General features: G+C 67.8%; 22 protein-coding genes. 8 read left to right on the forward strand and 14 right to left on the reverse strand.

The window, feature by feature from the left end; translation table 11 throughout:
* The first annotated feature begins 5 nt into the window (after positions 1 to 5).
* Positions 6 to 1,616, forward strand: a complete 1,611-nt coding sequence (locus tag AC5P65_RS15100) for a carboxyl transferase domain-containing protein (protein ID WP_021203750.1) — start codon at positions 6 to 8, stop codon at positions 1,614 to 1,616.
* An 8-nt stretch (positions 1,617 to 1,624) separates the two neighbouring features.
* A complete protein-coding gene (locus tag AC5P65_RS15105; RefSeq protein WP_495215685.1) occupies positions 1,625 to 3,640 on the forward strand; it encodes an acetyl/propionyl/methylcrotonyl-CoA carboxylase subunit alpha in 2,016 nt (671 codons plus the stop codon).
* Between the two features lie 19 nt (positions 3,641 to 3,659).
* Here AC5P65_RS15105 and AC5P65_RS15110 read toward each other — a convergent pair whose 3' ends face one another.
* Positions 3,660 to 4,826 carry a putative peptide maturation dehydrogenase gene (locus tag AC5P65_RS15110; protein WP_058979737.1) on the reverse strand — a complete coding sequence of 389 codons (1,167 nt, stop codon included), beginning with the start codon at positions 4,824 to 4,826 and terminating at the stop codon, positions 3,660 to 3,662.
* Between the two features lie 138 nt (positions 4,827 to 4,964).
* On the opposite strand from AC5P65_RS15110, the gene AC5P65_RS15115 reads away from it, so the two are divergent.
* Positions 4,965 to 5,261: an NHLP-related RiPP peptide gene (locus AC5P65_RS15115; RefSeq protein WP_021203747.1), complete on the forward strand. Its 297-nt coding sequence runs from the start codon at positions 4,965 to 4,967 to the stop codon at positions 5,259 to 5,261.
* Positions 5,262 to 5,268: 7 nt separating this feature from the next.
* Here AC5P65_RS15115 and AC5P65_RS15120 read toward each other — a convergent pair whose 3' ends face one another.
* The 4 genes from AC5P65_RS15120 to aceB form a co-directional block, all read right to left on the reverse strand.
* Positions 5,269 to 7,761 (reverse strand): putative peptide modification system cyclase, encoded by a 2,493-nt coding sequence (locus tag AC5P65_RS15120; RefSeq protein WP_495215686.1) that lies wholly within the window; start codon positions 7,759 to 7,761, stop codon positions 5,269 to 5,271.
* 13 nt (positions 7,762 to 7,774) lie between these two features.
* Positions 7,775 to 8,815: a GGDEF domain-containing protein gene (locus tag AC5P65_RS15125; protein WP_019661878.1), complete on the reverse strand. Its 1,041-nt coding sequence runs from the start codon at positions 8,813 to 8,815 to the stop codon at positions 7,775 to 7,777.
* Positions 8,816 to 9,233: 418 nt separating this feature from the next.
* Positions 9,234 to 10,535, reverse strand: coding sequence for an isocitrate lyase (gene aceA, locus AC5P65_RS15130; RefSeq protein WP_019661879.1), 1,302 nt, complete (start codon positions 10,533 to 10,535; stop codon positions 9,234 to 9,236).
* Between the two features lie 64 nt (positions 10,536 to 10,599).
* Positions 10,600 to 12,222 (reverse strand): malate synthase A, encoded by a 1,623-nt coding sequence (gene aceB / locus AC5P65_RS15135; protein WP_111099317.1) that lies wholly within the window; start codon positions 12,220 to 12,222, stop codon positions 10,600 to 10,602.
* Between the two features lie 110 nt (positions 12,223 to 12,332).
* Between aceB and AC5P65_RS15140 the strand changes: the two genes are divergently transcribed.
* Positions 12,333 to 13,301 carry a LysR family transcriptional regulator gene (locus AC5P65_RS15140; RefSeq protein ID WP_019661881.1) on the forward strand — a complete coding sequence of 323 codons (969 nt, stop codon included), beginning with the start codon at positions 12,333 to 12,335 and terminating at the stop codon, positions 13,299 to 13,301.
* Positions 13,302 to 13,607: 306 nt separating this feature from the next.
* On the forward strand, positions 13,608 to 14,525 hold the full coding sequence (locus tag AC5P65_RS15145) for a LysR substrate-binding domain-containing protein (protein WP_164145245.1): 918 nt from the start codon (positions 13,608 to 13,610) through the stop codon (positions 14,523 to 14,525).
* A 128-nt stretch (positions 14,526 to 14,653) separates the two neighbouring features.
* Here the strand turns inward: AC5P65_RS15145 and AC5P65_RS15150 are convergent, their stop codons facing one another.
* Entirely contained in the window at positions 14,654 to 15,910 is a 1,257-nt protein-coding gene (locus AC5P65_RS15150) for an MFS transporter (RefSeq protein ID WP_495215687.1), read from the reverse strand.
* A gap of 124 nt (positions 15,911 to 16,034) precedes the next feature.
* Positions 16,035 to 16,661 (reverse strand): signal peptidase I, encoded by a 627-nt coding sequence (lepB, locus tag AC5P65_RS15155; RefSeq protein WP_134729715.1) that lies wholly within the window; start codon positions 16,659 to 16,661, stop codon positions 16,035 to 16,037.
* A gap of 257 nt (positions 16,662 to 16,918) precedes the next feature.
* On the opposite strand from lepB, the gene AC5P65_RS15160 reads away from it, so the two are divergent.
* Together AC5P65_RS15160 and AC5P65_RS15165 are read left to right on the forward strand one after the other, a co-directional pair.
* A complete protein-coding gene (locus AC5P65_RS15160; RefSeq protein WP_021203742.1) occupies positions 16,919 to 17,320 on the forward strand; it encodes a hypothetical protein in 402 nt (133 codons plus the stop codon).
* 3 nt (positions 17,321 to 17,323) lie between these two features.
* A complete protein-coding gene (locus AC5P65_RS15165; protein ID WP_057493985.1) occupies positions 17,324 to 17,770 on the forward strand; it encodes a hypothetical protein in 447 nt (148 codons plus the stop codon).
* A gap of 117 nt (positions 17,771 to 17,887) precedes the next feature.
* Here AC5P65_RS15165 and dcp read toward each other — a convergent pair whose 3' ends face one another.
* The 3 genes from dcp to arfB all read right to left on the reverse strand — a co-directional run bounded on the left by dcp (position 17,888) and on the right by arfB (position 21,194).
* Entirely contained in the window at positions 17,888 to 20,044 is a 2,157-nt protein-coding gene (dcp, locus tag AC5P65_RS15170) for a peptidyl-dipeptidase Dcp (protein WP_111097769.1), read from the reverse strand.
* Between the two features lie 111 nt (positions 20,045 to 20,155).
* Entirely contained in the window at positions 20,156 to 20,758 is a 603-nt protein-coding gene (locus AC5P65_RS15175) for a lysophospholipid acyltransferase family protein (protein ID WP_010487088.1), read from the reverse strand.
* Between the two features lie 4 nt (positions 20,759 to 20,762).
* Positions 20,763 to 21,194: an alternative ribosome rescue aminoacyl-tRNA hydrolase ArfB gene (arfB, locus tag AC5P65_RS15180; protein ID WP_005420755.1), complete on the reverse strand. Its 432-nt coding sequence runs from the start codon at positions 21,192 to 21,194 to the stop codon at positions 20,763 to 20,765.
* Positions 21,195 to 21,327: 133 nt separating this feature from the next.
* On the opposite strand from arfB, the gene AC5P65_RS15185 reads away from it, so the two are divergent.
* Positions 21,328 to 21,855, forward strand: coding sequence for a DUF2059 domain-containing protein (locus AC5P65_RS15185; RefSeq protein ID WP_134735273.1), 528 nt, complete (start codon positions 21,328 to 21,330; stop codon positions 21,853 to 21,855).
* 76 nt (positions 21,856 to 21,931) lie between these two features.
* Here the strand turns inward: AC5P65_RS15185 and AC5P65_RS15190 are convergent, their stop codons facing one another.
* The 4 genes from AC5P65_RS15190 to AC5P65_RS15205 form a co-directional block, all read right to left on the reverse strand.
* Positions 21,932 to 22,672: a pseudouridine synthase gene (locus AC5P65_RS15190; RefSeq protein WP_495215688.1), complete on the reverse strand. Its 741-nt coding sequence runs from the start codon at positions 22,670 to 22,672 to the stop codon at positions 21,932 to 21,934.
* 155 nt (positions 22,673 to 22,827) lie between these two features.
* Positions 22,828 to 23,406: an O-methyltransferase gene (locus AC5P65_RS15195; protein ID WP_021203739.1), complete on the reverse strand. Its 579-nt coding sequence runs from the start codon at positions 23,404 to 23,406 to the stop codon at positions 22,828 to 22,830.
* A gap of 5 nt (positions 23,407 to 23,411) precedes the next feature.
* On the reverse strand, positions 23,412 to 25,067 hold the full coding sequence (gene ubiB / locus AC5P65_RS15200; RefSeq protein ID WP_495215689.1) for a ubiquinone biosynthesis regulatory protein kinase UbiB: 1,656 nt from the start codon (positions 25,065 to 25,067) through the stop codon (positions 23,412 to 23,414).
* Positions 25,064 to 25,699, reverse strand: coding sequence for a ubiquinone biosynthesis accessory factor UbiJ (locus AC5P65_RS15205; RefSeq protein WP_495215690.1), 636 nt, complete (start codon positions 25,697 to 25,699; stop codon positions 25,064 to 25,066). Before AC5P65_RS15205 ends, ubiB begins: the two co-directional genes overlap by 4 nt.
* Between the last annotated feature and the right edge of the window lie 290 nt (positions 25,700 to 25,989).

Raw genomic sequence — 25,989 nt, forward strand, 5'->3', positions numbered from 1 at the left:
ACGCGATGACCGTCCTGAACAGCCAGCTGCAACCGGGCAGCGAAACGTTTGAAAGCAACCGCGCGGCGATGCAGGCCGTGGTCGACGACCTGCATGCCACCCTCGCGCGCACCGCGCTGGGTGGCAGCGAAGCCGCACGCGCCAAGCACACCGCGCGCGGCAAGCTGCTGGTGCGTGACCGCATCGACGCCCTGCTCGACCCCGGCAGCGCCTTCCTGGAAATCGCGCCGCTGGCCGCGCACGGCATGTACGAAGACGCCGTGCCGGCCGCTGGCGTAGTGGCCGGCATCGGCCGCGTGAGCGGCGTGGAATGCGTGATCGTGGCCAACGATGCCACGGTCAAGGGCGGCACCTACTACCCGATGACGGTGAAGAAGCACCTGCGCGCGCAGGAGATCGCCGAACAGAACCACCTGCCGTGCATCTACCTGGTCGATTCCGGTGGCGCGTTCCTGCCACTGCAGGACGAAGTCTTCCCCGACCGCGATCATTTCGGCCGGATCTTCTACAACCAGGCCAACCTGTCGGCGCAGGGCATTCCGCAGATCGCCTGCGTGATGGGCAGCTGCACCGCCGGTGGTGCGTATGTGCCGGCGATGAGCGACGAGACGGTGATCGTGCGCGAGCAGGGCACGATCTTCCTCGGCGGCCCGCCGCTGGTGAAGGCGGCCACCGGTGAAGTGGTGACGGCCGAGGAACTGGGCGGTGCCGACGTGCACACGCGCATCTCCGGCGTGGCCGACCACATGGCCGACAACGATCTGCAGGCGCTGGCACGGGTGCGCGCAATCATCGCCCAGCTGAACTGGCGCAAGCCGGAACCGGCGATGGCGGTACAGCCTTCCGAGGAACCACTGCTGCCGGCGCATGAACTGTATGGGGTGATTCCCGCCGATACGCGCAAGCCCTACGACGTGCGCGAAGTGATCGCACGCCTGGTCGATGGCTCGCGCTTTGACGAGTTCAAGCCGCGCTATGGCGCAACACTGGTTACCGGCTTCGCGCATCTGAACGGCTACCCGATCGGCATCATCGCCAACAACGGCATCCTGTTCTCCGAGTCGGCACTGAAGGGCGCGCACTTCATCGAGCTGTGCACCCAGCGCAACATCCCGCTGGTGTTCCTGCAGAACATCACTGGCTTCATGGTCGGCCGCAAGTACGAACAGGGCGGCATCGCCAAGGACGGCGCCAAGCTGGTATTGGCGGTGGCCTGCGCCAAGGTTCCCAAGTTCACCGTGGTCATCGGCGGCTCGTTCGGTGCCGGCAACTACGGCATGTGCGGCCGTGCGTACTCGCCCAACTTCCTGTGGATGTGGCCGAACGCGCGCATCGGCGTGATGGGCGGCGAGCAGGCCGCCAGCGTGCTGGCCACGGTCAAGCGCGATGGCATCGAGGCCAAGGGCGGCCAGTGGCCGGCGGCGGAGGAAGACGCGTTCAAGGCACCGATCCGCGAGCAGTTCGAGCAGCAGGGCCACCCGTACTACGCCAGCGCGCGCCTGTGGGACGACGGCGTGATCGATCCGGCCGACACCCGCCGGGTACTGGCCCTGGCGCTGTCGGCCAGCCTCAACGCCGCCCCGCAGCAGACGCGCTTCGGCGTGTTCCGCATGTAACCCGTGCCATGACCGAGCACGCTCCCATGAAGCCCGTTGCCATGTTCACCAAAGTCCTGATCGCCAATCGCGGCGAAATCGCCTGCCGCGTCATCGCCACCTGCCGCCGCCTCGGCATCGCCACCGTGGCGGTATATTCCGATGCCGACCGCAACGCGCGCCACGTGCGCCTGGCCGACGAAGCCATCCACATCGGTCCGGCCGCTGCACGTGAAAGTTACCTGCGCGGCGATGCCCTGCTCGACGCCGCACGCCTGACCGGCGCGCAGGCGATCCACCCCGGCTACGGCTTCCTGTCAGAGAATGCCGACTTCGCCGATGCCTGCGCCGCCGCCGGCATCACCTTCATCGGGCCGCCGGCCAGCGCGATCCGCGCGATGGGCGACAAGAGCGCGGCCAAGGCGCTGATGGCCAAGGCCGGCGTACCGCTGACCCCGGGCTACCACGGCGACCAGCAGGCACCGGACTTCCTGCGCACGCAGGCCGACGCCATCGGCTACCCGGTACTGATCAAGGCCAGCGCCGGTGGCGGTGGCAAGGGTATGCGCAAGGTCGAGCGCAGCGAGGACTTCGTCGATGCGCTGGCCAGCTGCCAGCGCGAGGCGGCCTCGGCGTTCGGCAATGACCACGTGCTGGTCGAGAAGTACGTCGAGCGCCCGCGCCATATCGAGATCCAGGTGTTCGGCGACAGCCACGGTGACGCGGTGTACCTGTTCGAGCGCGACTGCTCGGTGCAGCGCCGCCACCAGAAGGTGCTGGAAGAAGCGCCGGCCCCGGGCATGAGCGCGGAACGTCGTGCTGCGATGGGCAAGGCGGCGGTCGATGCCGCGCGCGCGGTGGGCTATGAAGGTGCGGGCACGGTGGAGTTCATCGCCGGCCCGGACGGCGATTTCTACTTCATGGAAATGAACACCCGCCTGCAGGTCGAGCACCCGGTCACCGAGTACATCACCGGCACCGACCTGGTGGAGTGGCAGCTGCGCGTGGCCTCAGGCTTGCCGCTGCCGCTGCGCCAGGAGCAGCTGGCCATCCACGGCCACGCGATCGAAGCGCGGCTGTATGCCGAGGATGCCGATCGAGGCTTCCTGCCGTCCACCGGCACCCTGCGCCGCCTGCGCCTGCCGGCGCCGTCGGCCCATGTGCGCGTGGATACCGGCGTCGAGGAAGGCGACAGCATCACCCCGTACTACGATCCGATGATCGCCAAGCTGATCGTCTGGGACGTGGACCGCGACGCTGCACTGCGCCGCATGAGCCAGGCACTGGCCGACTGCCAGGTGGTGGGCGTGACCACCAATGCCGGTTTCCTGCGCCGCCTGGTGAACACCGATTCGTTTACCCACGCCAAGCTGGATACCGCGCTGATCGAGCGCGAGCAGGCGGCATTGAGTGCCGTCGTCGACGCGGGTGCGGACCTGTGGCTGCTAGCCGCCGTGGCCGCAGTGGCAAGCACGGCACCCGCCAGCACCGACGCGCGCGATCCGCATTCGCCGTGGCAGTCACAGGACGGCTGGCGCCTTGGCGCGCCCGCGCCGCGCGTGCTGCCGCTGCAGCAGGGCGAACGCCGGCACACGCTGAAGGTGTGGGCGCAGGCCGATGGCTGGCGTGTGCAGTGCGATGACGCGGCACCCGTGCAGGTGGTCGGCACAGCCGATATGCGCGGGCTGGTGGTGCAGCTGGGCGGGCGCCGCTGGGCACTGCAGCTGCTGCGTGACGGAGACCAGCTGTACCTGTTCGGTGCTGACGGCCAGCATCGTTTCACCCTGCATGATCCGGTGGGCGAATCGGACCACGCCGTGGCCGATGCCGGCAGCCTGCTGGCACCGATGCCGGGCAGGATCGTCGCCACGCTGGTCGCCGCCGGTACCGAGGTCAAGCGCGGCACGCCGCTGGTGGTGCTGGAAGCGATGAAGATGGAGCACACCCTGCAGGCGCCGGCCGACGGGACGGTGAAGGGCTACCGCGCCAAGGCCGGCGACCAGGTCGGCGACGGCGCGGTACTGGTGGACTTCGAGGCGGCGTGAACGCTGGGGTGGCGACCGCTCAGCGGTCGTCGCCCGCTACCACCCGCCCGGCGGGATCGAATTCGGCCGTGTCCAGCGTGGCACTGCGCCAGCCCAGGCCGCAGATGGCCATCGCGCTCTGCCCGATGCCGTCGAAACCGAAGGCACGATCGACATCGGCATCGTTGATGGCCGCCGTCACGAACGCCGCCAGCCCGCGCTCGGTCGCACACAGGTACAGCAGCTGCGAGATGTGACCGACATCCAGCGTCACCGCACGATGCGCCTTGGCGTGGTTGCGGTACTTCCAGAAGCAGCGGTCATAGCGCGGCGCCAGCACCAGCAGCGCCGGCGCATCGGCGAACCACGCCTGCCCGGACAGCATCCGCCGCGCCAGCGCCGGCAGTGCCTGCGGCGGTGGCGAGGGCAGCGGCAGCACGGCGTGCTGCACCGGGTGGTAGTGGTACAGGCCCGGTGCCAGTCCTTCCACGTTCTGCACCAGCAGGAAGCCTTCGGTGGGATGCAGGCCGCCACCGGAAGGCACGTTCTTCTTCAGGAACTCGGTATCGCGCTCGACCTTCTGCACCGCGTGGGCCATCAGCGTGCGCTGCAGCACCTGGGCCAGCAACGGCAGCGGCAGCGCGCGCTGGGTATCGAAATTGCGGCAGGTGCTGCGGCGCGCCAGCAGTGTGTCGAACGGCGCCTCTTCGCTGCGCGGCAGCGGCTGGTAATCGCCCTGCATCGGCTGCACCACCGGCGGTGGCGGCCCGAGGCGCTGGCGCAGGCCGGCAGCGGTGTCCAACCCTTGCCGACGCATGTCCTCCACGCTGTCCACGGCCTGCCAGCGCGCATGACGATGGGCCAGCGCCGCCAGCGGCCACCACTGGCTGCGCCGCAAAGCCTCGTCGCGCAGCTGGTGCCCCACCTCGCTCGGTGGGTCGGTCAACAGCAGGCCCTGCTCGACCAAGCGGGCCAGCATGGCCGGGCAGGCATCGGCGGGCGGTTCGCACCAGCGGTGCGCACTGAGCTCGCCGAGCAGCTGGCGCTCCTCGGCGTCCACCGGCAGTGGCTGGTCCAGATGCGCGGCCAGGGCCACCCAGCTGATCTGGCTGTCCATCTCGGCGTGGCCGGCCAGCATCGCGCGCAGGTCGAGGGTGATCGCCTCGCGGGGCTCGAACATCAGGCTGGCGCAGCGGCGCAGGCGCATGGGATTCCTTCCTTCTGCCGCACAACCGGCATAGCAGCAACGACCGCAGCGCGGCCAACTTTAGCGACGTACGCAGCGCGGCCCTCAATGGCAGGCTGTCGCGGCCGATACGAGAACTTCAGCCTACGGACGATCCCCATGAGCACCCATCCCCGCCTTTCCGCCGCAGACGCCAGCACCCTGCTGGACCACCTGATCGGCAACGACGACTTCCGCAGCCACTTCACCGCTTCGCCGGCCAAGGCCCTGGCCTCGATCGGGCTGGACGGTGCGGTCGGCGAAAGCGACTGCATGAAGATCGGCACCCTGGCTTCGGTCGAGGAGCTGAGCCAGGTGCGTGACAGCCTGCAGGCCCACCTGTCCGGGTCGGTGGCGGCGATGACCGTGGTGTTCTGCTTCGAAGCGGGCAAGGTCGGCGAGCGCATCGACGGCTGACCCGTCATCAGGGCGCGCCGGCCGCGGCCGGCGATGCCCACGTGGACACGTCGTGCACATTCAGTGGTTGCCAGACCTGCATGGCGGTGACCTCGGCAATGGCCTGGCCGCGATGCTGGGACAGCCAGGCCTGCTCGCGGCGTACGGCAGCTTCATTGCCCTGTGCGCGCAGCGCGAGCAGCAGCACGACGTGTGCCTGCACCGGCTCGCTGCCATCGAGCATTGGCTCGATCAGGGCGCGGGCAGCTTCGGGCCGCTGCATCTGCAGTTCATCCACGGCGCTGACAATGCGCAGCCAGCGATCGGCGACCGGACTGCGCAGGCTGCGCAGCAGCGGCCGCTGCTCGTCCAGCCAGCGCCTAGCCAGCTCGAACTGGCCCTGTCGCTGGGCCAGATGGACCAGAGCCAGCCATTGCAGGCCGCGGGCATGCAGCATGGGATCATCGCGCTGCTCCAGCAACGGATGCAGCAACGCAGCGATGGCCTGCAACTCGGCGCGGTCCGCGCTCGGGCACAGAGCTGCCACGCTGGCGTGCTGCAGCCGCTGCTGCACCTGGAAGTCGACCAGCGCCGGCGCCGACGCGTCGTCGCGTACCGCCTGCTGCATGGCCGCGCAATCGCGCTGCGTGGCCGCCAGCAGCAGCTGCGCACGCAGCTTCATGCGCTGCTGCAGGGCATCGTTGGCACGGATCTGCGGCAGCAGTTGGGCCGCCTTGGCGTACTTGCCCTGCGCGACCAGTACGTCCACGCCGGTCTCATCGGCATCATCACGACCGCGCAGGACCTGTGCCTGGGCCAGTGTCTGGGCCGCAAGCTGCGGTTGGTTGGCGGCGATCTGTATCCGCACCAGGTGGATCAGCGGATACAAGCGCAGCGGATCCTGCGGCACCGCAGCCGCACGCGCGTAGGGTTCGGCCTCGCTGAACTGGTTGGCCTGCAGCAGGTACCACGACGTGTTGGACAGCCCGGCGAACGAATCCGGGTAGACCTTGGCCAGCGTGCGCCAGTGCTCCAGCGCCCAGCCACCAGGCTCCAGTTCGGCCATCCAGGCCTTCAGGTACAGGCGCTCGCGTGGCGGCAACCGATCCTGCAGGTCCAGCGCGTGCTGCATGGCTTCGCGTGCGCGCCGCCCTTCATCGACGCGCGCATGCAGTTTGGCCACGCCCATGTAGGCCAGGGCGAAACCGGGATCAATATCGATTGCAGCCTGATAGAGGTTGCGAGCCTCCTCGAAGCGACGCTGGCCCAGTGCATTCTCGGCCAGCGCGAACGCTCGCAGTGCGCGAAGGTCCTGGGTCGATGCCCGCGGCAGCGGCAACGACTGTTCCAGGCTCGCCACCGATTCGCCCAGTCCGCGACGCAGGCGCCCGACCACGTCGTCCACCGCGAATACCATCTGGTCGGATCGATCCGTGGTGGCGGTGAACGTCTGGATCACCTGGCCGGTGCCGGGTGCGGCGACATCAATGGCCAGCTCGTAGCCACCGATCTTCTGCCGCACCGTCGGCAGCAGCACGGCGCGCGCGCCCTCCCGCACCGCCACGTTGGCCGCGGTATCGCGGCTGAGCCGGGTATCGCCCGAGAGCCGCGCCATTTCCAGGCTTTCGCGGATCTTGCCCTCCGACAGCACGTTCACGTAGCGCGACTGCTCCAGCGCGATCCGGATCGCGTGCCGCATCGAGTCGTCGAAAATCGGGTCGCCGGTGAGGTTGTCGACATCGCCAAGCACCACCCAGTCCCGCTCGGCGAACGCGATCGCCGGTTCCGACCGCAGCAGCAACCAGCCGCCCAGCACGGCCACCGTCAGCACCAGGCCCTCGGCGGCCAGCACCAGCGGCTGCCGCCACAGCGGCAGGTCACGGCGTGCCTTGGCAGTGGCGCGTGGCATGCGCAACGGCGCTGAACCGATCTCACCCACTTCGATCACTTCCTGCACCACCGGCATTCCCTTGAAGCGCCAACGGCCGTGCGACTTCCACAGCAGGCGCGCACCCCGTTCCCCCAGCGCGCCGGTGGCGCGACGGGTCAGCGATTCGGCCACCGCCGACAACAGGATCTGGCCAGGGCGGGCCAGCGTCATCAGGCGCGCTGCCATCGGCTTGGCCAGGCCTTCCACTTCCATCGACTTGGCGCCGGCCCGGACCGCCTCGGCACTGTTCTCCCAGGTCAGCACGTCACCCACATGCAGGCCGGCACGCGCGCGCAGTTCGATCGCCCGCTGCTGGCCCAGCGCGTGCAGTTCGCGCTGGTAGTCCAGGGCGAAGCCCAAAGCATCGATGGCCCGCTCGAACAGCATGAACAGGCCGTCGGAGCGATCGATCAGCTGGCCGTTCCAGCGCTGCTGCAGGACCAGCACCAGGCGGTCGTGTTCCTGGAACAGGCTGGCGGCCGCCACATCGCCGATCCGCTCGACCAGTTGCAGCGAATCACACAGATCGGTGAACAGCAGGGCGCGTAGCTGTGGGCTATGCGGGGCTGACGTTCCGTTGTCGCCGTCCATCGCCTGCCTCCCCCTATTGGCCGTCCGGATCATTCGCCCAACGCAGGCAGTTGCCGCCATCGCGCTTGGCCTGGTACAGCGCGCGATCCGCGCGCGCGTACCACTCGCTCCAGCCTGCCTCCGGCGCCAGCAGGCACGCACCGATGCTGACCAGGCTGACATGCGGCGTACCGGGGCTGCGTTCGAGCAGGCCATGCACCGCACTGAGGATGAACTCGGCCGCGTGCTGCACGATCTCGTGGTTGCCGCGGCGCAGGATGAGGCAGAACTCATCACCGCCAAGGCGGCAGGCCAGGTCATGCTCGCCGGCCATCGAGCGCAGGATGTTGCCCATGCTCTGCAGCACGCGGTCGCCGGCCTGGTGGCCGTGGCGGTCGTTGATCTGCTTGAAGCGGTCACAATCGATCAGCAGCAACGCCTGCGGCAGCCCCTCGGCACGCTCGCGGCACTCCTGCAGGTACAACGTGAGGCCACGGCGGTTGTGCAGCCCGGTCAGTTCATCGGTGCGCACCAGCTCGCGGGTATGGGTCAGCTGATGAGTGGTGATGTACAGGTTGTCCAGCGCGGTTTCCAGATCGTGGTTGCGGCGCCGCAGCTGGCTGATCAGGGCCTGTTCGTTGGTCAGCACGCGCATGATCGTGCGACGCAGGAAGTAGGCCACCAGCCCGGGATCGGATTCGACCAAGCGGTGGAAATCGGCCGGCCCCAGCTCCAGGACATCGCAATCGACCAGCGCGCGCGCGCTGGCGCTGCGCAGGTGGTCGCCAACCAGCAGGCCCAGTTCGCCGAAGAACTCATACTGCCCGAGTGTCTTGATCACCAGGTCCTCGCCGAAGTCCAGTTCGATCTGGCCGTCGAGGATCACATACATGCGCTCGCCGCGGTGGCCCCGCTGGAACAGCCACTGTCCGGCATGAAGCTTGCATGGGCGGGCGAATCTGGCAAACAATGCCACCTCGGCGTCCGACAACAGCGCATGCACGATCTCGGCCATCGCCACCCGGGCGATACCTGTCGTCATATCACTGTTCTCGGCCGCACCCCTGCCGGTCATTCCCTGCACCCGCCGCCAGCGTCCCCTGGTGAGCCGCGGAGCATAGCACCGCTTTAAAGTGTGCGCCCTATCTCATTTTGAGCCTCAGGGCGCTCTTGTGTGATGTGAAGATCGGTGGTGGCCCGTTCTGGTCACCCATGTCCGGGCAAAACCCCTGCTGGATCAATCCGATGCCGGGTTTCACAGGATTTCGGCCAAGTTGCGGCCAAGGGGGTGCGCCTGATTGACGCTGCCTGCCGGCCGCCGCGCCTTTGCACCGATACAACAACGCCGGCAGGTCCCCCGACCGGCCGGCGTTGTCTGGCCCTTCCCTGGCCACCCTGATCACCCGGTGCCCGGTAGTGCCGGCCGCTGGCCGGCAACTGCATGGGCTTCGGAAACACCGATGGGTTGCCGGCCAGCGGCCGGCACTACCGCATCACGCCGCGCGTTCGCTGCGCCCGCCATGGAACTGCTCTTCCTCAGTGGAGCCGGTCAGCGCGGTGGTCGACGACTGCCCCTGCTGGATCGCCTGGGTCACCGCATCAAAGTAGCCGGTACCGACTTCACGCTGGTGCTTGACCGCCGTGAAACCGCGCTCGGCCGCTTCGAACTCGGCTTCCTGCAGCTCCACGAAGGCGCTCATCTGGCGGCGTGCATAGCCGTGGGCCAGGTTGAACATGCCGTAGTTCAGCGCGTGGAAACCGGCCAGGGTGATGAACTGGAACTTGTAGCCGTAGCTACCCAGTTCGCGCTGGAACTTGGCAATGGTGGCGTCGTCCAGGTTCTTCTTCCAGTTGAAGCTGGGCGAGCAGTTGTAGGCCAGCAGCTTGCCCGGGAACTTCGCGTGGATCGCCTCGGCGAACTTGCGGGCGAACTCCAGGTCCGGCTTGCCGGTCTCGCACCACACCAGATCGGCATAGGGCGCGTAGGCCAGGCCGCGGCTGATCGCCTGGTCCAGGCCATTGCGGGTCTTGTAGAAGCCTTCCACGGTGCGCTCGCCGGTGGTGAACGGCTTGTCGTTGCCGTCGATGTCGCTGGTCAACAGATCAGCCGCTTCGGCATCGGTGCGCGCCACCAGCAGGGTCGGTACGCCCAGCACGTCGGCAGCCAGGCGCGCGGCGTTGAGCTTCTCGATGGCCTCGCGGGTCGGCACCAGCACCTTGCCGCCCATGTGCCCGCACTTCTTCACCGAGGCCAGCTGGTCTTCGAAGTGCACGCCGGCCGCACCGGCCTCGATCATCGCCTTCATCAGTTCGAAGGCGTTGAGCACGCCGCCAAAACCGGCCTCGGCATCGGCCACGATCGGCTGCAGGAAGTCGATGTCGTCCTTGCCTTCGGCATGATGCAGCTGATCGGCACGCAGCAGGGTGTTGTTGATGCGCTTGACCACCGCCGGCACCGAATCGGCCGGGTACAGCGACTGGTCCGGATACATCTGCCCAGCCAGGTTGGCGTCGGCCGCCACCTGCCAACCGGACAGGTAGATCGCCTTCAGGCCCGCCTTGACCTGCTGCATGGCCTGGTTGCCGGTCAATGCACCCAGCGCGTTGACGAACTCGCGCTCATGCAGCGACGCCCACAGCTTCTCTGCACCCAGGCGGGCCAGCGAATGCTCGATGTGGACGGTGCCGCGCAGGCGCACCACGTCGGCGGCGCTGTAGTTGCGCTGGATGCCTTCCCAGCGCGGGTTGGTGTCCCAGTCGTGCTGGATCTGTTCGGCAGTGGGCAGCTTGCTCATGTCTTTCTCCAGTTCGGTTCGTGCGTGCAGCGGGGAGTGAAACGGCAGGAGGGCCGGCAGTCGGTCAATCGATGCGCGCGTAGGCCGGCAGGGTCAGGAAATCGGTCAGTTCGTCACTGCGGCTCAGTTCGCCGAGCAGGGCGATGGCCTCGCCGATGCGCGCACCACCGGGCAGTACGGCGGTATCGCCCAGCCGTGCCGGCAGCTGCGAGAGGGTGGAATCCAGCAGCGCCAGATCGATCGCAGTGCCATCGTCCAGCTGCTGGCCCGGCGTATGCAGCCACTGCCACAGCTGGCTGCGGCTGATCTCGGCGGTGGCCGCGTCCTCCATCAGGTGATGGATCGGCACGCAGCCGTTGCCATCCAGCCACGCCGCCAGATAGCGCACGCAGACTTCCACGTTGCCCTCGAAGCCGGCGCGGGTGACGGTGCCCGGCGGCCGTGCGATCAGTTCGTCGCGGCCGACGCGCACATCCTGGCGCAGCACGCTGTGCTGGTTCGCACCGGGCATGTGTTCGTCGAAGATCGCCATCGCCACCGGAATCAGCGCCGGGTGCGCAACCCAGGTGCCGTCATGGCCGGCGGTGACTTCGCGCAGCTTGTCGGCGCGCACCCGGGCCATCGCCTGTTCGTTGGCGGCGGCATCGTTGTTGATCGGGATCTGCGCGGCCATGCCACCCATCGCATGCGCACCGCGGCGGTGGCAGGTCTGGATCAGCAGTTCCGAATAGGCCTTCAGGAACGGCTGGGTCATGGTCACCTGGCCGCGCTCGGGCAGCACGCGGTCGGCGTGGCGGCGGAAGGTCTTCAGGTACGAGAAGATGTAGTCCCAGCGCCCGCAGTTCAGGCCGACGATGCGATCACGCAGCGCGTGCAGGATCTCGTCCATCTCGAACACCGCCGGCAGCGTTTCGATCAGCACGGTCACCTTGATCTGGCCGTGCGGCAGGCCGAGCATGCCCTCGATATGCGAGAGCGCGGTCTCCCACAGCGCCGCCTCTTCCATGCTCTGCAGCTTGGGCAGGTAAAAGTACGGGCCACGATCCTTCGCCTGCAGGGTGCGGGCGTTGTGGAAGGCGAACACCGCCGCGTCGAACAGGCCACCGGCAAGGAACTGGCCGTCGATGCGCACGTGCTTTTCATCCAGGTGCCAGCCCCGCGGGCGCACGATCAGCACCGCCTGCTCGTCGTACGGGCGCAGCGTGTAGTGCTTGCCATTGGGGGCGGTGTATTCCAGATCGCCGCGCACCGCCGCCGCCAGCGACTGCTGGCCGGCCAGCAGGTTGCGCCAGGTCGGCGAGGTCGAATCCTCGAAGTCGGCCATGAACACCTTGGCGCCGGAGTTCAGCGCGTTGATGACCATCTTCGGGTCGGTCGGGCCGGTAATCTCGACGCGGCGGTCCTGCAACGCGGCCGGCAGCGGGGCCACGCGCCAGTCGCCGCTGCGGATGGCGGCGGTGTCCTCGCGGAAGTCCGGCAGGCCGCCCTGGTCGAAGAATGCCTGGCGTTCACGGCGGGCCTGCAGCCTCGCCTGCCGGCCCGGTTCCACCGCACGGTGCAGCGACACCAGCAGGGCCAGCAGCGGCGCCGGCAGCAGGGTGTCCTGGCCGGCCACGCGGGTCGCCAGGGCGACGCCGGGGGTAGCCTTCGCGGCGGGGGTGGGAACAGCGGAAGCGACGGCGGACATGAGGCGACTCCAGCGGTGGGGGAACGGCTCCACGGTGCCGCCGGGCCTGAGTATTTGGCAAAACAGTTTTTGCAATGTTCTACATAAGTTGTGCTAATACTCGTGACACGATGAGCACACGCACCCCGCCAAGTCCGCGTTTTTCCTACAAATCCGACCGGCTCAAGCCGTTGCGTGCGTTCTGCCAGACGGTGCGCCTGGGTTCGGTCTCACGGGCGGCTGAGGCACTTTTCGTCAGCCAGCCGGCGATCAGCCTGCAGTTGCAGGCCCTGGAACGGGAGCTGGGGGTGCCATTGTTCGAACGCAGCGGGCGGCGCCTGGTGCCCAGCCGCGAGGGCCAACTGCTGTACGAGATGGCGCAGCCGCTGGTGGAGAGCCTGGACGGGCTGGAGGCGCGCTTCCGCGACAAGGTGCGCGGCCTGGACGCGGGCGAGCTGAACATCGCCGCCAACAGCTCGACCATCCTGTACCTGCTGCCGAAGATCGTCGAACGCTTCCGCCTGCACCATCCGGATGTGCGCCTGACCCTGCACAACGCGATCAGCGCTGACGGCACCGACCTGCTGCGCGAGGATGCCGCCGACCTGGCCATCGGTTCGATGACCGATGTACCGGCCGACCTGACCTACGCCCCGGCCTACCGCTTCGAACAGGTGCTGATCGCGCCGCACGACCATCCGCTGGCCAGCGGCGGCGAGCTGGAGCTGGCCGACATCGCGCGCTATCCGCTGGTACTGCCGCCGAAGCGGCAGATCACCTACCGCCTGGTCGACCAGGTATTCCAGCGCCACCGCATTGCCTACACCGTGGCGCTGGAAGTGGGTGGATGGGAAGTGATCAAGCAGTACGTGGCGATGGGCATGGGCATTTCCATCGTGCCGGCGCTGTGCCTGCACGAAGCCGACCGCGAGCGGCTGGCGGCGCGGTCGATGAAGCGCTGGTTCCCCGAGCGCAGTTACGGGGTGATCGTGCGCCGCGGCAAGGCACTGTCGGCGCAGGCGCGGGCGTTCATCGAGCTGATCCAGCCGGAGTTGTTCAGTCCGCGCGATTACGACCAGAGCGGGCATTCGGAGCGGTGAGGGGTGTTCTGGTTTGCAGGGCTGCCGCCCTGCACCCGCCGAAGCCAGATCAACGTCAACATCAAGAGCGGCATTCGGCGGGATGGCGAGGTGGGTCCGGTTGCGGGGGACGCTGCAAGTACGTCCCTGTAAGCTCGGTCGCGCCATCCATGGCGCTCACGCCCCCGCAACCGGCCCCACCCCGCCTTCGACAGTTGGTCGCTGCTGTTGGTGCCAGCTGCTGTTGGTGGGTGCCGACCGTTGGTCGGCACGGGATCGGATCCCATCTCTGATTCATTTCCGGCTGACGATGAATAAACTGGCCCCATGTCCATCGAACTGCGCCACCTGCGCTACTTCCTCGCTGTTGCCGATACGCTGCACTTCGGCCAGGCGGCCGAGCGCCTGGGCATGTCACAGCCGCCGCTCAGCCAGCAGATCCGGCAGCTGGAGGAACTGATCGGCGCGCGCCTGTTCGTGCGAAGCCATCGCCGCGTGCAGCTGACGCCTGCTGGGGAGCGGCTGCAGGAGCGCGCGCGTGCGATCGTGCAGCAGGTGGAAACCGCGGTGGACGAGGTGCAGCGTGCGCAGCGCGGCGAGCAGGGTGAACTGCATATCGGCCTGACCCGGGCCACGCCGCTGTCGCCACAGATCCCGCGTTCGATCCTGCATTACCGCCAGCAGTATCCGCAGGTGCGGCTACAGCTGAGCGAGATGAATACGCTGCAGCAGATCGACGCGCTGCTCGATGGTTCACTGGACGTGGGCATCATCCGCAAGCGTGCGTTGCCGCCGGAACTGGTGGCACACAGCCTGTTCGTCGATCCGCTGGCGCTGATCGTGCATGCCGACCACCCTGCCCTGCGCAGGCTGTCGAAGCAGGGCACGGTGTCGTTGCGCGACTTCGCGCAGGAGCCGTTCGTGGCATTCCGGCGCAGCGCGGGCGCGGGCATCCACGACCACATGATCGCGTTGTGTGCGGCGGCGGGCTTCACGCCGCGCATCGTGCAGGAAGCCGGTGAAGCATCGACGTTGATCAGCCTGGCCGCTGCGGGCCTGGGTGCGGCGATCCTGCCGTCGTCGTGCGATCACATCCGGGTGGAAGGATCGCGCTTCGTGGCGTTGGCCGATGCTGGCGCGCATTCGGAAGTGCAGCTGGCGTGGCATCGCGAACGGGTGACGCCGCTGATCCGAAACTTCGCCGGGCTGCTGCGCGGCGCGTTCGCCGGTAGAGTCGACTGTTAGTCGACTATCGCGCGCAGCGCGGGTTTTCGCGATCTGATGGAAGAGCAGTCGACTGACAGTCGACTCTACCTCGGCAAAGCCGCTACACCGTGGTTGCCGGCCAGCGGCCGGCACTACCGTGCGTTGGGTCACGCGGTCACCGGCTGCGGGGCGCGGTGCTGCAGCGCCCAGACGATGCCACCACCGATCAGGGTCAGCACCGCGGCGAACGCACACACGCCCCACCAGTCCCAGGCCGCGTAGGCCAGGCCGCCGACCCCGCCCAGCACGCTGGAGCCCAGGTAGTAGGCGAACAGGTACAGCGCCGACGCTTCCGCGCGCATCGTACCGGCACGGCTGCCGACCCAGCTGCTGGCCACCGAGTGGCCACCGAAGAAGCCGAACGTGACCAGCGCGATGCCCAGTGCCATCGTGCTCAGCCACGGCATCGCCAGCAGCGCGATGCCGGCGCCGATCAGCGCGAACGAGATCGACAGGATGCGGCCGCGCCCGTACCGCGTAGCCTGCTGGCCCATCCACGCCGAACTGAAGGTGCCCACCAGGTACACGCTGAAGATCAGCCCGACCACGGTCTGGCTGAGGTGGTACGGCGGCGCCAGCAGGTGATAGCCCAGGTAGTTGTAGAGGGTGACGAACACGCCCATCAGCACGAACGAGGTGGCGAACAGCCACGGCAGGCCCGGGTCGGCGAACAGCAGGCGCCAGCGCGACGGCAACTCGCGCAGGCCATCGCGGCGGGGATGGAAATGGCGCGACGGCGGCAGCTGCAGCCACAGCAGCACGGTACTGGCGATGGCGATGATCGAGACCACGCCGATGCCCCAGCGCCAGCCCCAGTGATCGGCGATGATGCCGGCCAGCAGGCGCCCGCTCATGCCACCGATGGCGTTGCCGCCGATGTACAGGCCCATCGCCAGGCCCAGCGCGCGGCTGTCCATTTCCTCGACCAGGTAGGTCATCGCCACTGCCGGCACGCCGCTCAGCGCCAGGCCAAGCAGGGTGCGCAGCACCAGCAGCGTGGTCCAGTCGTCCACCAGCGCCGTGCTCAGCGACAGCATGGCCGACGCCAACAGCGCAACGATCATCAACGGGCGACGGCCGACCACATCGGACAGCAGGCCGGCCAACAGCATCGCCACCGCCAGCGTACCGGTGGTCAGCGACAACGACATCGCGCTGCCTGCGGCCGACACTCCGAAGTGGCGGCTGAACTCGGGCAGCAGCGGCTGCACGGTGTACAGCAGGCCGAAGGTGGAGAAGCCGGCCAGGAACAGTGCCAACGCGGTGCGGCGGAAGGCCGGGGTGCCCTGCTGGATGCGGGTGTCGGTGCCGGTATCGAGAGTGGAGGGACGGCCTTCAACGGCCGCCGCAGTTTCGCCAGTCATGGAATCGAAGGGCCGGTGGGGACGGCCGGGCGTGGGAGGGAACGGGCCTCAGACTAGGCCCGTCGATCCAGTCGATCCATAACCTGATAGATCAGGATTGATATATAGGAAGTATCAATTCAGCTTACAGGCGTTGCCACTCGAAACCGTCACCGCGGCGGTAGTACACCGCCACCGCGCGGCCGTAGATCCTGTCTGCATCGACGAAACCGAAGAAGCGGCCGTCGAAGCTGTTGCCACGGTGGTCACCCAGCACCAGCACCTTGCCCGCCGGCACCACCAGGTCAGCGATGTCAGGACCGCCCCCCATACCCAGATCGAGGCGGGCTCGGCGCTCGCCGAAGGCTTCCACGTCCTGCAGGTCGGCGGTCTGTAGCGGCTGGCCGTTGATGCTCAGGTGCCCTTCGTGCAGCTGCACATGGTCACCGGCCACCGCGGCCACCCGCTTGATCAGGCGGGTGCCGTCGGCCGGCGAATCGAACACCGCCACCTCGCCGCGCTGCGGGGTGCCGGTCGCCATCAGTTCCTTGCCGGTAAACGGCAGGCGCAGCCCATAGGCACGCATGTCCACCATCACCCGGTCGCCGGGCTGCAGGGTCGGCTGCATCGAGCCGCTGGGCACCACGTAGTGGTTGGCCAGGGTATCGCGGGCGGCGGCGAGCAGGCCGAGCATCACCAGCAACGGTAGCGCCTCCTTCTTCAGCCAGGCCAGCGCGCGTTCGGAAAAGGGAGTGCGGGCAACAGCATCCATGACAGGCTCCGGGTGGGTGGTCGCTGCATCAGACCACACTCGGGCGGGAGAGGTTCCCGCGCCGGCTTGTTGTAGAGCCGAGCCCGCGCTCGGCTGCTCTTCGAGTGTCGGTGCACGCCAGCCGAGCGTAGGCTCGGCTCTACAGGAAGGGTTACGCAGGTTTTACGCGCGCACCCGGCCACGGGCATCGCACCTTTACGGCCAGCACGTGCATCGTGTGCCCACCGCGCCGCAGGGCGCATTCCGCAAGGTGTTGTATGACCCTCCTGGTGATCCGCCACGCCTCTTCGTCGGCACCGCGTCCCCAACTGCCGGCGCAGCTGGCCGGCCATCGCGTGCTGTGCAGCGACTGCGCCAGCCTGTCCGAAGTGCGCCAGTGCCTGTGCCAGCCGCAGGCGCGCTCGGCCGACTGGGTGCTGCTGGATGTCGGCGTGGCCGACGAGGCGCAATGGCAGGCCGAGGGTGGCGCACTGCAGGCGGCGCTGGAACGGCTGCCGGCGCAGTACATCGAGCTGCAGTCGCCCAGCGAGCCCGGCCTGGATGCGCGGCTGCGCCTGCAGCACGGCCCCGCCGCGGTGGTGGTCGACCAGCGCAGCCAGCAGGCCGGCTATCCGCTGTCGCTGGCCATCGTCGGCCGTCGCCTGGCGCAGGAGGGCTGAGCCATGTCGATCTTCATCATCCGCGGCCCGGAAGCCGCCGGCGCCTTGATCCGCACGGCAATGCCACTGCCGGCGCCGGTACTGAAGTCGCTGGTGCATCGCGCGATCGATGCCGGCACCAGCGTGGCGATCCGTGCCTGTGGCTCGGAACAGGAACTGCTGGACGCACTGCGCGTGGCCGATCACAGCCGTGGCGAAGTGACACTGCTTGACCCGGGTGCGTGCGCCAACAGCCTGCGCCTGCAGCGTCTGCTGCCGTACCTGCACAACGCCTACGTGGAAGTGCATGACGACGGCGCGGTGGCCGAGCCGTGCCTGCCGCCCGGTGTCGGCCAGCGCCTGGGCATTGCGGCCGGTTACGGTGCACAGAGCTATGTGCTGGCGCTGGATATCGCGCTCGATCACCTCGGGTTGGCCGAGCAGGCCAACCGGGTGCACGTGGGGACGTGATCCGCTTGTGTAGAGCCGAGCCCATGCTCGGCTGCGTCTCCAGAAAAAGCCAGCCGAGCATGGGCTCGGCTCTACACAAAGAAAAACGGCGGGGTTTCCCCCGCCGTTTTCGATTTCTTACTTCAGCCCGCGGAACTTCAGCAAAGGTTCCACCGACGGGTCCTTGCCGCGGAAATCGCGGTACAGGGTCGACAGCTCCACGCTGTTGCCGCGCGAGAGGATCTTGTCGCGGAACTCCTGGCCGTTGGCCGCCGTCAGCCCACCGTGCTCGGTGAACCACTGGTAGGCGTCATGGTCGAGCACTTCGGCCCAGAAGTAGGCGTAGTAGCCGGCCGAGTAACCGCCACCCCAGATGTGGTCGAAGTAGGTGGTGCGGTAGCGCGGCGGCACCTGCGGCAGGTCGACCTTGAACTTCTTCAGCGCGCTGGCTTCAAAGGCGCCGACATCCTGCAGCGGCGCGTCGGCCTTCTGGGTGTGCCAGGCCAGGTCCAGCAGCGCGGCAGACAGGTACTCGGTGGTCGCATAGCCCTGGTTGAAGCTGCGCGCCTTGAGGATCTTGTCGACCAGTTCCTGCGGCATCGCCTCGCCGGTCTTGTAGTGCTTGGCGTAGTTGGCGAACACCTTCGGATCCAGCGCCCAGTGCTCGTTGAACTGCGACGGGAACTCGACGAAATCACGCGAGGTGGCGGTGCCGGCAATCGACGGGTACTTCACGTTCGAGAACATGCCGTGCAGCGCATGGCCGAACTCATGGAACATGGTGGTGACGTCGTCGAAGCTGATCAGCGCAGGCTGGCCGGCGGCCGGCTTGGTGAAGTTGCAGACGTTGTAGACCACCGGCTTGGCACCGGTCAGGCCGTCCTGTTCGACGAACACGTCCATCCAGGCGCCGCCGGACTTGCTGTCACGCTTGAAGTAGTCGGTGTAGAACAGCGCCAGCGAGGTGCCGTCCTTGTCGAACACTTCGTACACCTTCATGTCCGGGTTGTAGGTCGGAATGTCGGTACGCGGCTTGAAGGTGATGCCGTACAGCTGGGTGGCGGCGTAGAAGACGCCGTTCTGCAGCACATTGTCCAGTTCGAAGTACGGCTTGATCTGCGATTCGTCCAGATCGTACTTGGCCTTGCGCACCTGCTCGGCGTAGAAGTCCCAGTCCGAAGCGGCGACCTGGAAACCACCCTTCTGCGCGTCGATCACCTTCTGGATCTCGCCGGCTTCGGCGCGCGCCTTGGCGGTGGCGGCCGGCACGGTGTCGGTCAGCAGCTTGAGTGCCGCAGCCGGGGTCTTGGCCATCTGGTCGCCCAGCTGGTAGTCGGCGAAGGTCTCGAAGCCGAGCAGCTTGGCCTTCTGCGCACGCAGCTGGGCCAGGCGCTGCACGGTCTGCCGGGTGTCGTTGGCATCACCGCGCTCGGCGCGGGTCTCCGAGGCCTTCAGCACGGCGGCGCGCTGGTCGCGATCGCTCAGCGAGCCGAGCACCGGCTGCTGGGTGGTGTTCTGCAGCGGCAGCAGGAACTTGCCGTCCAGCTTGCGTTCCTTGGCGGCGGCCGCGGCGTTGTTGATCGCATCCTCGTCCAGGCCGGCCAGCTTGGCCTTGTCGTCGACGACGACGGCCGCAGCGGCGGTGGCGGCCACCAGGCGGGTATGGAACTGGGTGGAGAGGGTGGTCTCTTCCACGTTGAGCTTGCGCAGGGTCGCCTTGTCAGCGTCGGATAGCTGCGCACCGGCGCGCACCAGGCCGTCGTAGTAGTGCTCGACCAGGCGCTTCTGCACCGGATCCAGTTCCAGCGTGTCGCGCTGGTCATAGATCGACTTCACGCGCGCGAACAGCTTCGGATCGAGATTGATCTCGTCCTGGTGCGCAGCCAGCTTTGGCGCCACTTCTTCCTGGATCTTCTGTCGTGCATCGTTGGTATCGGCCTGGACCAGGCCGAAGAAGATGCGCGAGACACGGTTCAGCGTCTCGCCGCTGCGCTCCATCGCCACGATGGTGTTGTCGAAGGTGGCCGGCTCGCTGCTGTCGGCGATCTTGCGCACGTCGGCCAGGTGCTGGCGCATCCCCTCTTCGAACGCCGGCAGGTAGTCGCTGTCCTTGATCTTGTCGAACGGCGGGGCCTGGAACGGCAGCGTGCTGGCGCTCAGCAGCGGATTGGTGGAGGCTTCGGCCGGCTGCTGGGCCGGGGCTTTCTGGGCATCGGACACGGGGGTGGACTCCTTGCCGGAACAGGCCGCCAGCGCCAGGCTGATGGCGGCGGCCAGGACTACGGTACGCGACATGTAAAACACTCCTTGGGCAGACGGTACGGGATACCAGCCCTCCACCCTACTCCTGTCGCGCTCGCCCGGCATGTGCCGGACGTGGCGTCTATGCGGCGGCCTGTGGCAGGCTCAGACCGTACCGCGGGTCTTGCCGATCCAGGGCCGGTAGAACTCGCGGATGGCGGCCATGTCGGCGGCGTCATCGCCGCTGGGGGTGAACAGCGGGCCGATGCCGATGGTCTTTTCCGGGTAGTGGAAATACGCGGCCAGGATCGGCACGTCGGCCATCCGGGCGATCTTCAGGAAGCCGGCCTTCCAGTCCTTCACGGCCTTGCGGGTGCCCTCGGGGGTGATGGCGAACCACATCTTCTCGTTGTTGCGCAGCAGGTCCACGGCCTGTCCGACGGTGCCCTGCGGCGAGCTGCGATCGAGCGGGATCACGCCCAGCCTGTGCAGCAGCGGGCCCAGCGGCCACCAGAACAGCGACGCCTTGCCCAGTACCTTCACCTTCATGCCCAGCGCGATCTTGGCCGCCATGCCCCACAGCCCATCCCAGTTGGACGAATGCGGGGCGATGATGAAGACCAGCCTGGGGATGTCAGGCAGGGTGCCGGTCACCTTCCAGCCGCCCATGCGCAGGGTGCAGCGCGCCAGCCAGCGCAGGAAGGCGTTGGGTTTGACCTGCGGCATCTGCGGCGGCACGGCCGGCAGCAACGAAGTCGGGTTGTTCAAGCAATCACTCCCAGTCACGTGATGAGCGACCGCGCTTGATCTGCGCGCGCCCGCGTTTGGCGTCCAGACGACGCAGTTTCGACCCGAGGGTCGGCTTGGTGGCCTTGCGCGGCTTGGGCACGCTCAGCCCGGCCTGGATGAAGGCCGCCAGCCGCTCGCGCGCATCCTCGCGATTGCGATCCTGGGTCCGGAAACGTTGCGCATCGATGACCAGCACGCCTTCGCCGGTCATGCGCCGGTCACGCCGCGCCAGCAGGCGCGCGCGCAACGGTTCGGGCAACGAAGGCGAGTTGGCCACGTCGAAACGTAGTTCCACCGCGGTGGAGACCTTGTTGACGTTCTGGCCACCGGCACCGCTGGCACGCACGAACCGCTCGACGATCTCGCCGTCGGGGATTTCAAGCTGCGCGCTGATGGTGACCGGTCCACTGCCCATCCGCGCATTGTAGCGGCAGCCACGTGCCGGAGTGCGGGATCGCGCGCCGTATGCCGCCGATCAGGTACCGAACACGCCGCCTTCGCCTTGGCTGCGGGTATGCTGGCCGTCCCATGTACCGCAGGAAGCCCGCATGACCCGCACTACACCCGCCCTGCCGTCCCTGCTGCGCCGCGCCGCCCTGCTGCTGGCGCTGGCCGTGGTCAGCGTTCCGGCCCTGGCCGCGCCACCGACCGATGGCGACATCAACCGCCTGCTGTCCGCGTCACGGGCGCAGAGCATGATCGACACCATGCTGCCGCAGATCGAGGCGATGCAGCAGCAGCAGTTCCAGCAGGTGGCCGCACAGCGCCAGCTCAACGCCCAGCAGCAGGAACAGCTGAAGCGGATCCAGGCGCGGACCAGCCAGACCCTGCGCCAGGCCCTGTCCTGGCAGCAGCTGCGGCCGATGTACGTGGACCTGTACAAGAAGACGTTCAGCAAGGAAGACGTGCTGGCGATGGCCGAGTTCTACGAGAGTTCGGCCGGCCAGAGCCTGCTGGACAAGACCCCGGCGCTGATGCAGAACGTGATGGTGGCCATCCAGGCGCGCATGCAGCCGCTGTTCGCGGATCTGCAGAAGGATCTGGAGGCGATCGTCAACGAGCCGGAAAAAAAGTGAGGTAGTGCCGGCCGCTGGCCGGCAACCTCGTACGGTTGGGATCAGGCAGGTGCCGGCCAGCGGCCGGCACTACCGTCTATAGGTCCACCTGCCAGCCAAACAGGTCCAGCGCCTTCTGGAACTCACGGTCCAGCGGCGCCCTGACATCCACGTCGCCGCCCTCCGGATGCGGGAAGCGCAGGCGCTCGGCGTGCAGCAGCATGCGGTGCACGCCCTGCATGCGGAAGATGCGGTTGTGGCGGCCATCGCCATGGCTGGTGTCGCCAATCATGTGGTGCGAGAGGTGCTTGAGGTGCCGGCGGATCTGCCGGAAGCGCCCCGTCTGTGGCTGGCAGCGCAGCAGTGCATAACGCGAACGGGTGAACTCACCGACCGGCACCGCCAGCTCGCCCGTTGCCAGGCGCTGGAAGTCGGTGATCGCCGGCTTCTTCACCGGCTTGCCCGGGCCGCCATCCAGATCATGGTCCACCCGCCAGGACAGTTCCGCCGGCCATCCCCGGCAGACCGTCAGGTAGTCCTTCAACACTTCGCCGCCCATCAACGCCTTGCCCAGCGCGCTGGCGGTCTCGCGGTCGAAGGCCAGCAGCAGGCAGCCACTGGTGGCCCGATCCAGGCGGTGCACGAGGAAGATCGGCCGCCCCAGCTGCTCGCGCAGGCGGTCGGCCAGGAAGTCGTCTTCGCCACGGGCCAGCTTGCTGTCGTGGACCATCAGCCCGGCAGGCTTGTTGACCACGGCCAGGCGCTCATCCAGGTGCAGCAACTGCAGGGGCGCGGTGTCGGTCTCGACCGCGGCGAGGGTATCGGGTTCGGTGCTCACCGCGGGATTATCGGGGCTGGGCACTGAATGGGGTAGAGCCGGCCGCTGGCCGGCTGCCTCAGGGTCGTCTGGCTGCTGGGGTTGCCGGCCAGCGGCCGGCACTACCAGATCAGGCGCGGCCGGCCCTGCCGGATCAGGCGCGGGCAACGCTGCAGTCAGGCGCTGCGTACGGCCAGCAGCTCGCCGTTGCCAACCGGCACCAGGCTGACGCTGAAGTCCGGATCAGCGTCCAGCAGCACGCGCAGCGGTTCCATTTCCTGCGCATGCGAGGTGGCGTTGTCCACCACCAGCAGGCCCCCCGGCCGCAGCACGCGGCGCAGCTGCGGCCACCAGCCGGCGTACTGCCCGCGGTCCGAATCGAGGAACAGCAGGTCAATGCTGGCATCGACGGCCTGTGCCAGCCACGGCCCTGCATCGTCGTGAACCAGCGTGATGCGATCGGCCAAGCCACTGCGCGCGAAGGTGTCACGCGCCATCGCCGCCTTGTCCTGTGCGTATTCCAGCGTGATCACGTGGCCGTCGATGGTGGCGGCAGCCTCGGCCAGCCACAGCGTCGAATAGCCGTTGGAGGTGCCGATCTCCAGCACCCTGCGCGCGGCGCCGAAGCGGACCAGCACGGACAGGAATTCACCCGTGTCCGGCGTGATGTTGAGCATGCGGCGGCCACGCGCGCTCTCGCGGGCGTCGTTGTCGGCGCCGAAGCGTGCCAGTTCGTCCTTGAGCGCTTGCAGCATGGGACCTACTTCCACCACGCGCGCGCCAGCGCCACTGCGCCCAGCGCACCGGACAACCAGCTCCACATTGGCAGGTCGCCCCAGTACCAGCCCGGCGGCTGCAGCACGTACATGAGCGCGGCAATGGCCAGCAGGCCCACGCCAGTGATCGCCCCCACCGCGCGCTTCTGCAGGCGCTGCACGCTGGCGTCCAGAGCGGCCAGGTCGCGCGACCGCATCGACAGTTCATGGCGGCCTTCCACCTGCTGGGTCAGCCAGGCGTGTACCAGACGTGGCATGTCCGGGGCATGGGTCATGATTTCCGGCAGGCGCTTGCCGATCTCGCGTACCACCCGGCGCGGGCTGTAGCGCTCGCGCAGGATCTTCGCCAGCACCGGCTTGGCCACCGCCCAGATGTCGATCTGCGGGTCCAGCTGGCGGCCGACGCCTTCGATGTTCAGCAGGGTCTTCTGCAGCAGGATCAGCTGGGGCTGCAGGGTCAGCTGGTAACGCTGCGCCACGCGGAACAGCTTCATCAGCACTTCGGCCAGCGAGATCTGCGACAGCGGCCGGGTGAAGTACGGCTCGCAGACCGATCGCACCGCCGCTTCCAGATCGTCGATGCGTACGTGGTCCGGCATCCAGCGCGCCTGCACGTGCAGTTCGGCAATGCGGCGGTAGTCACGGTTGAAGATGGCCATGAAGTTCTCGGCCAGGTAGTACTGATCTTCCTGCGAGAGCTGGCCCATGATGCCGAAGTCCAGCGCGATGAAGCGCGGGTTGGCGCGACGCGCCGGATCGGTGTCGACCCAGATGTTGCCGGCATGCGCATCGGCATGGAAGAAGTTGTCGCGGAACACCTGGTTGTAGAACACCCGCACGCCCTTTGCGGCCAGCGCCTTGCGGTCGATGCCGGCCTTGTCCAGCGCGGCGATGTCGTCGGACGGAATGCCCCACACGCGCTCCAGGGTCAGTGCGCGCTCGGCCGTATGGCTCCAGATCACTTCCGGCACGTACAGGTCGTCGCTGTTTTCCCAGAAGCGGCGCAGCACGCTGGCATTGGCGCCTTCGCGCTGCAGGTCCAGCTCGGCGGACAGGGTGTTCTCGACCTCGGCCACCACTTCGCGCGGACGGATCTTGTCGGCGCGTGGATGGGTGCGCTCGACCAGCGCGGCCAGCGAATTGAGCAGGGCGATGTCGGCGTCGATCTGCTTCTCGATGCCCGGGCGAAGTACCTTGACCACCACCTGGCGGCCATCGGCCAGCGTCGCCGCGTGCACCTGCGCGATCGAGGCCGAGGCCAGCGGTTCGGTGTCGAAGCTGGCGAAGGCCGCACTGACCGGCAGGCCGAGCGCGTCCTCGACGATGCGGCGCGCGGTCTCGCCATCGAACGGCTTGACCCGGTCCTGCAGCAGGGTCAGTTCATTGGCCACGTCCGGTGGCACCAGGTCGCGGCGGGTGGACAGGATCTGGCCGAACTTGACGAAGATCGGGCCGAGGTCCTGCAGCGCCAGGCGCAGGCGTGCACCGCGCGACTGTGCGGCGATGTCGGCCGAGGCCCGCGGCACGAACGGCTTGGCCAGGCGCAACCAGCGCTCGGCCGGTGTGCCCTGCAGCAGGTCGTCGAGGCGGTAACGCAGGATCACCCGGCCGATGCGGCTGGCGCGCAGCACGGCCTTCATGCGGCACCCCGCAGGCGCTGCACGCGTGCACCCAGACGCTCGACGTCATCGCGCAGCACGTCCACGTCATCGTGGAAGGCGTCCAGCTCGGCACGCGGCACCACATCGCGCGATTCCTCGGTGATGAACTCGGCGGCGCTGTGGGCCAGATCGATCGCGCCCTGGCGCGCGTGCTGCAGGCCGTTGCGCAGGGTGTTGGCAACCTGCACGCCCAGTACCTCGCCGAATACGCTGACGAAGGGCTGCTGCCAGTCCGGGTCGAAGCCCTTGGCCAGCTGCTGCAGGCGTCGCGCCAGTTCGGCATCGCCGGCCACGCGCACGCGACCCTTGCCGTTGCTGTCACCGCGCCGTGCGTTGGCCAGCAGCGGCAGCTGCGCCAGCACGCCGGCCAGGCTGCTGCGCACGGCCAGGTCGGCTTCCTGCGCGTCCACCGGACCGACCCGCAGCTGGTCGCCGTCGACGCTGATGCGCATCGCCAGCGACGACGCTTCCAGGGTCAGGTCGATGTGGCGGCCGTCGAGGCTGGCCAGGGCATGGCGGGTATCCGGATCCAGCGCCAGGGCGCGGTTCAGGGCGATCTGCAGGGCGCGGCCAGCGACCGGCTTGAGGGACTTGAGCAGGGAAGGAGCCATGGGCGCATTCTACCTGCGTGGGTGGGGGGCTTGGGCCGGGCTGCCGCCCGGCACCCGTGGTAGTGCCGGCCGCTGGCCGGCAAGATCAACATCAAAAGCTGGCTATCCGTGGGATGGCGGGGTGGGTCCGGTTGCGGGAGACGCTGCAAGTACGTCCATATAAGCTCGGTCGCGCCATCCATGGCGCTCACGCTCACGCCCCCGCAACCGGACCCACCCCGCCTTCGACAGCTTGCTGCGATCTGTCGGGACGGCGTTCTGTGTTGCTGTTGGTGGGTGTCGACCTTGGT

The sequence above is a fragment of the Stenotrophomonas sp. YJH_SMC_48-3 genome (assembly GCF_059369375.1).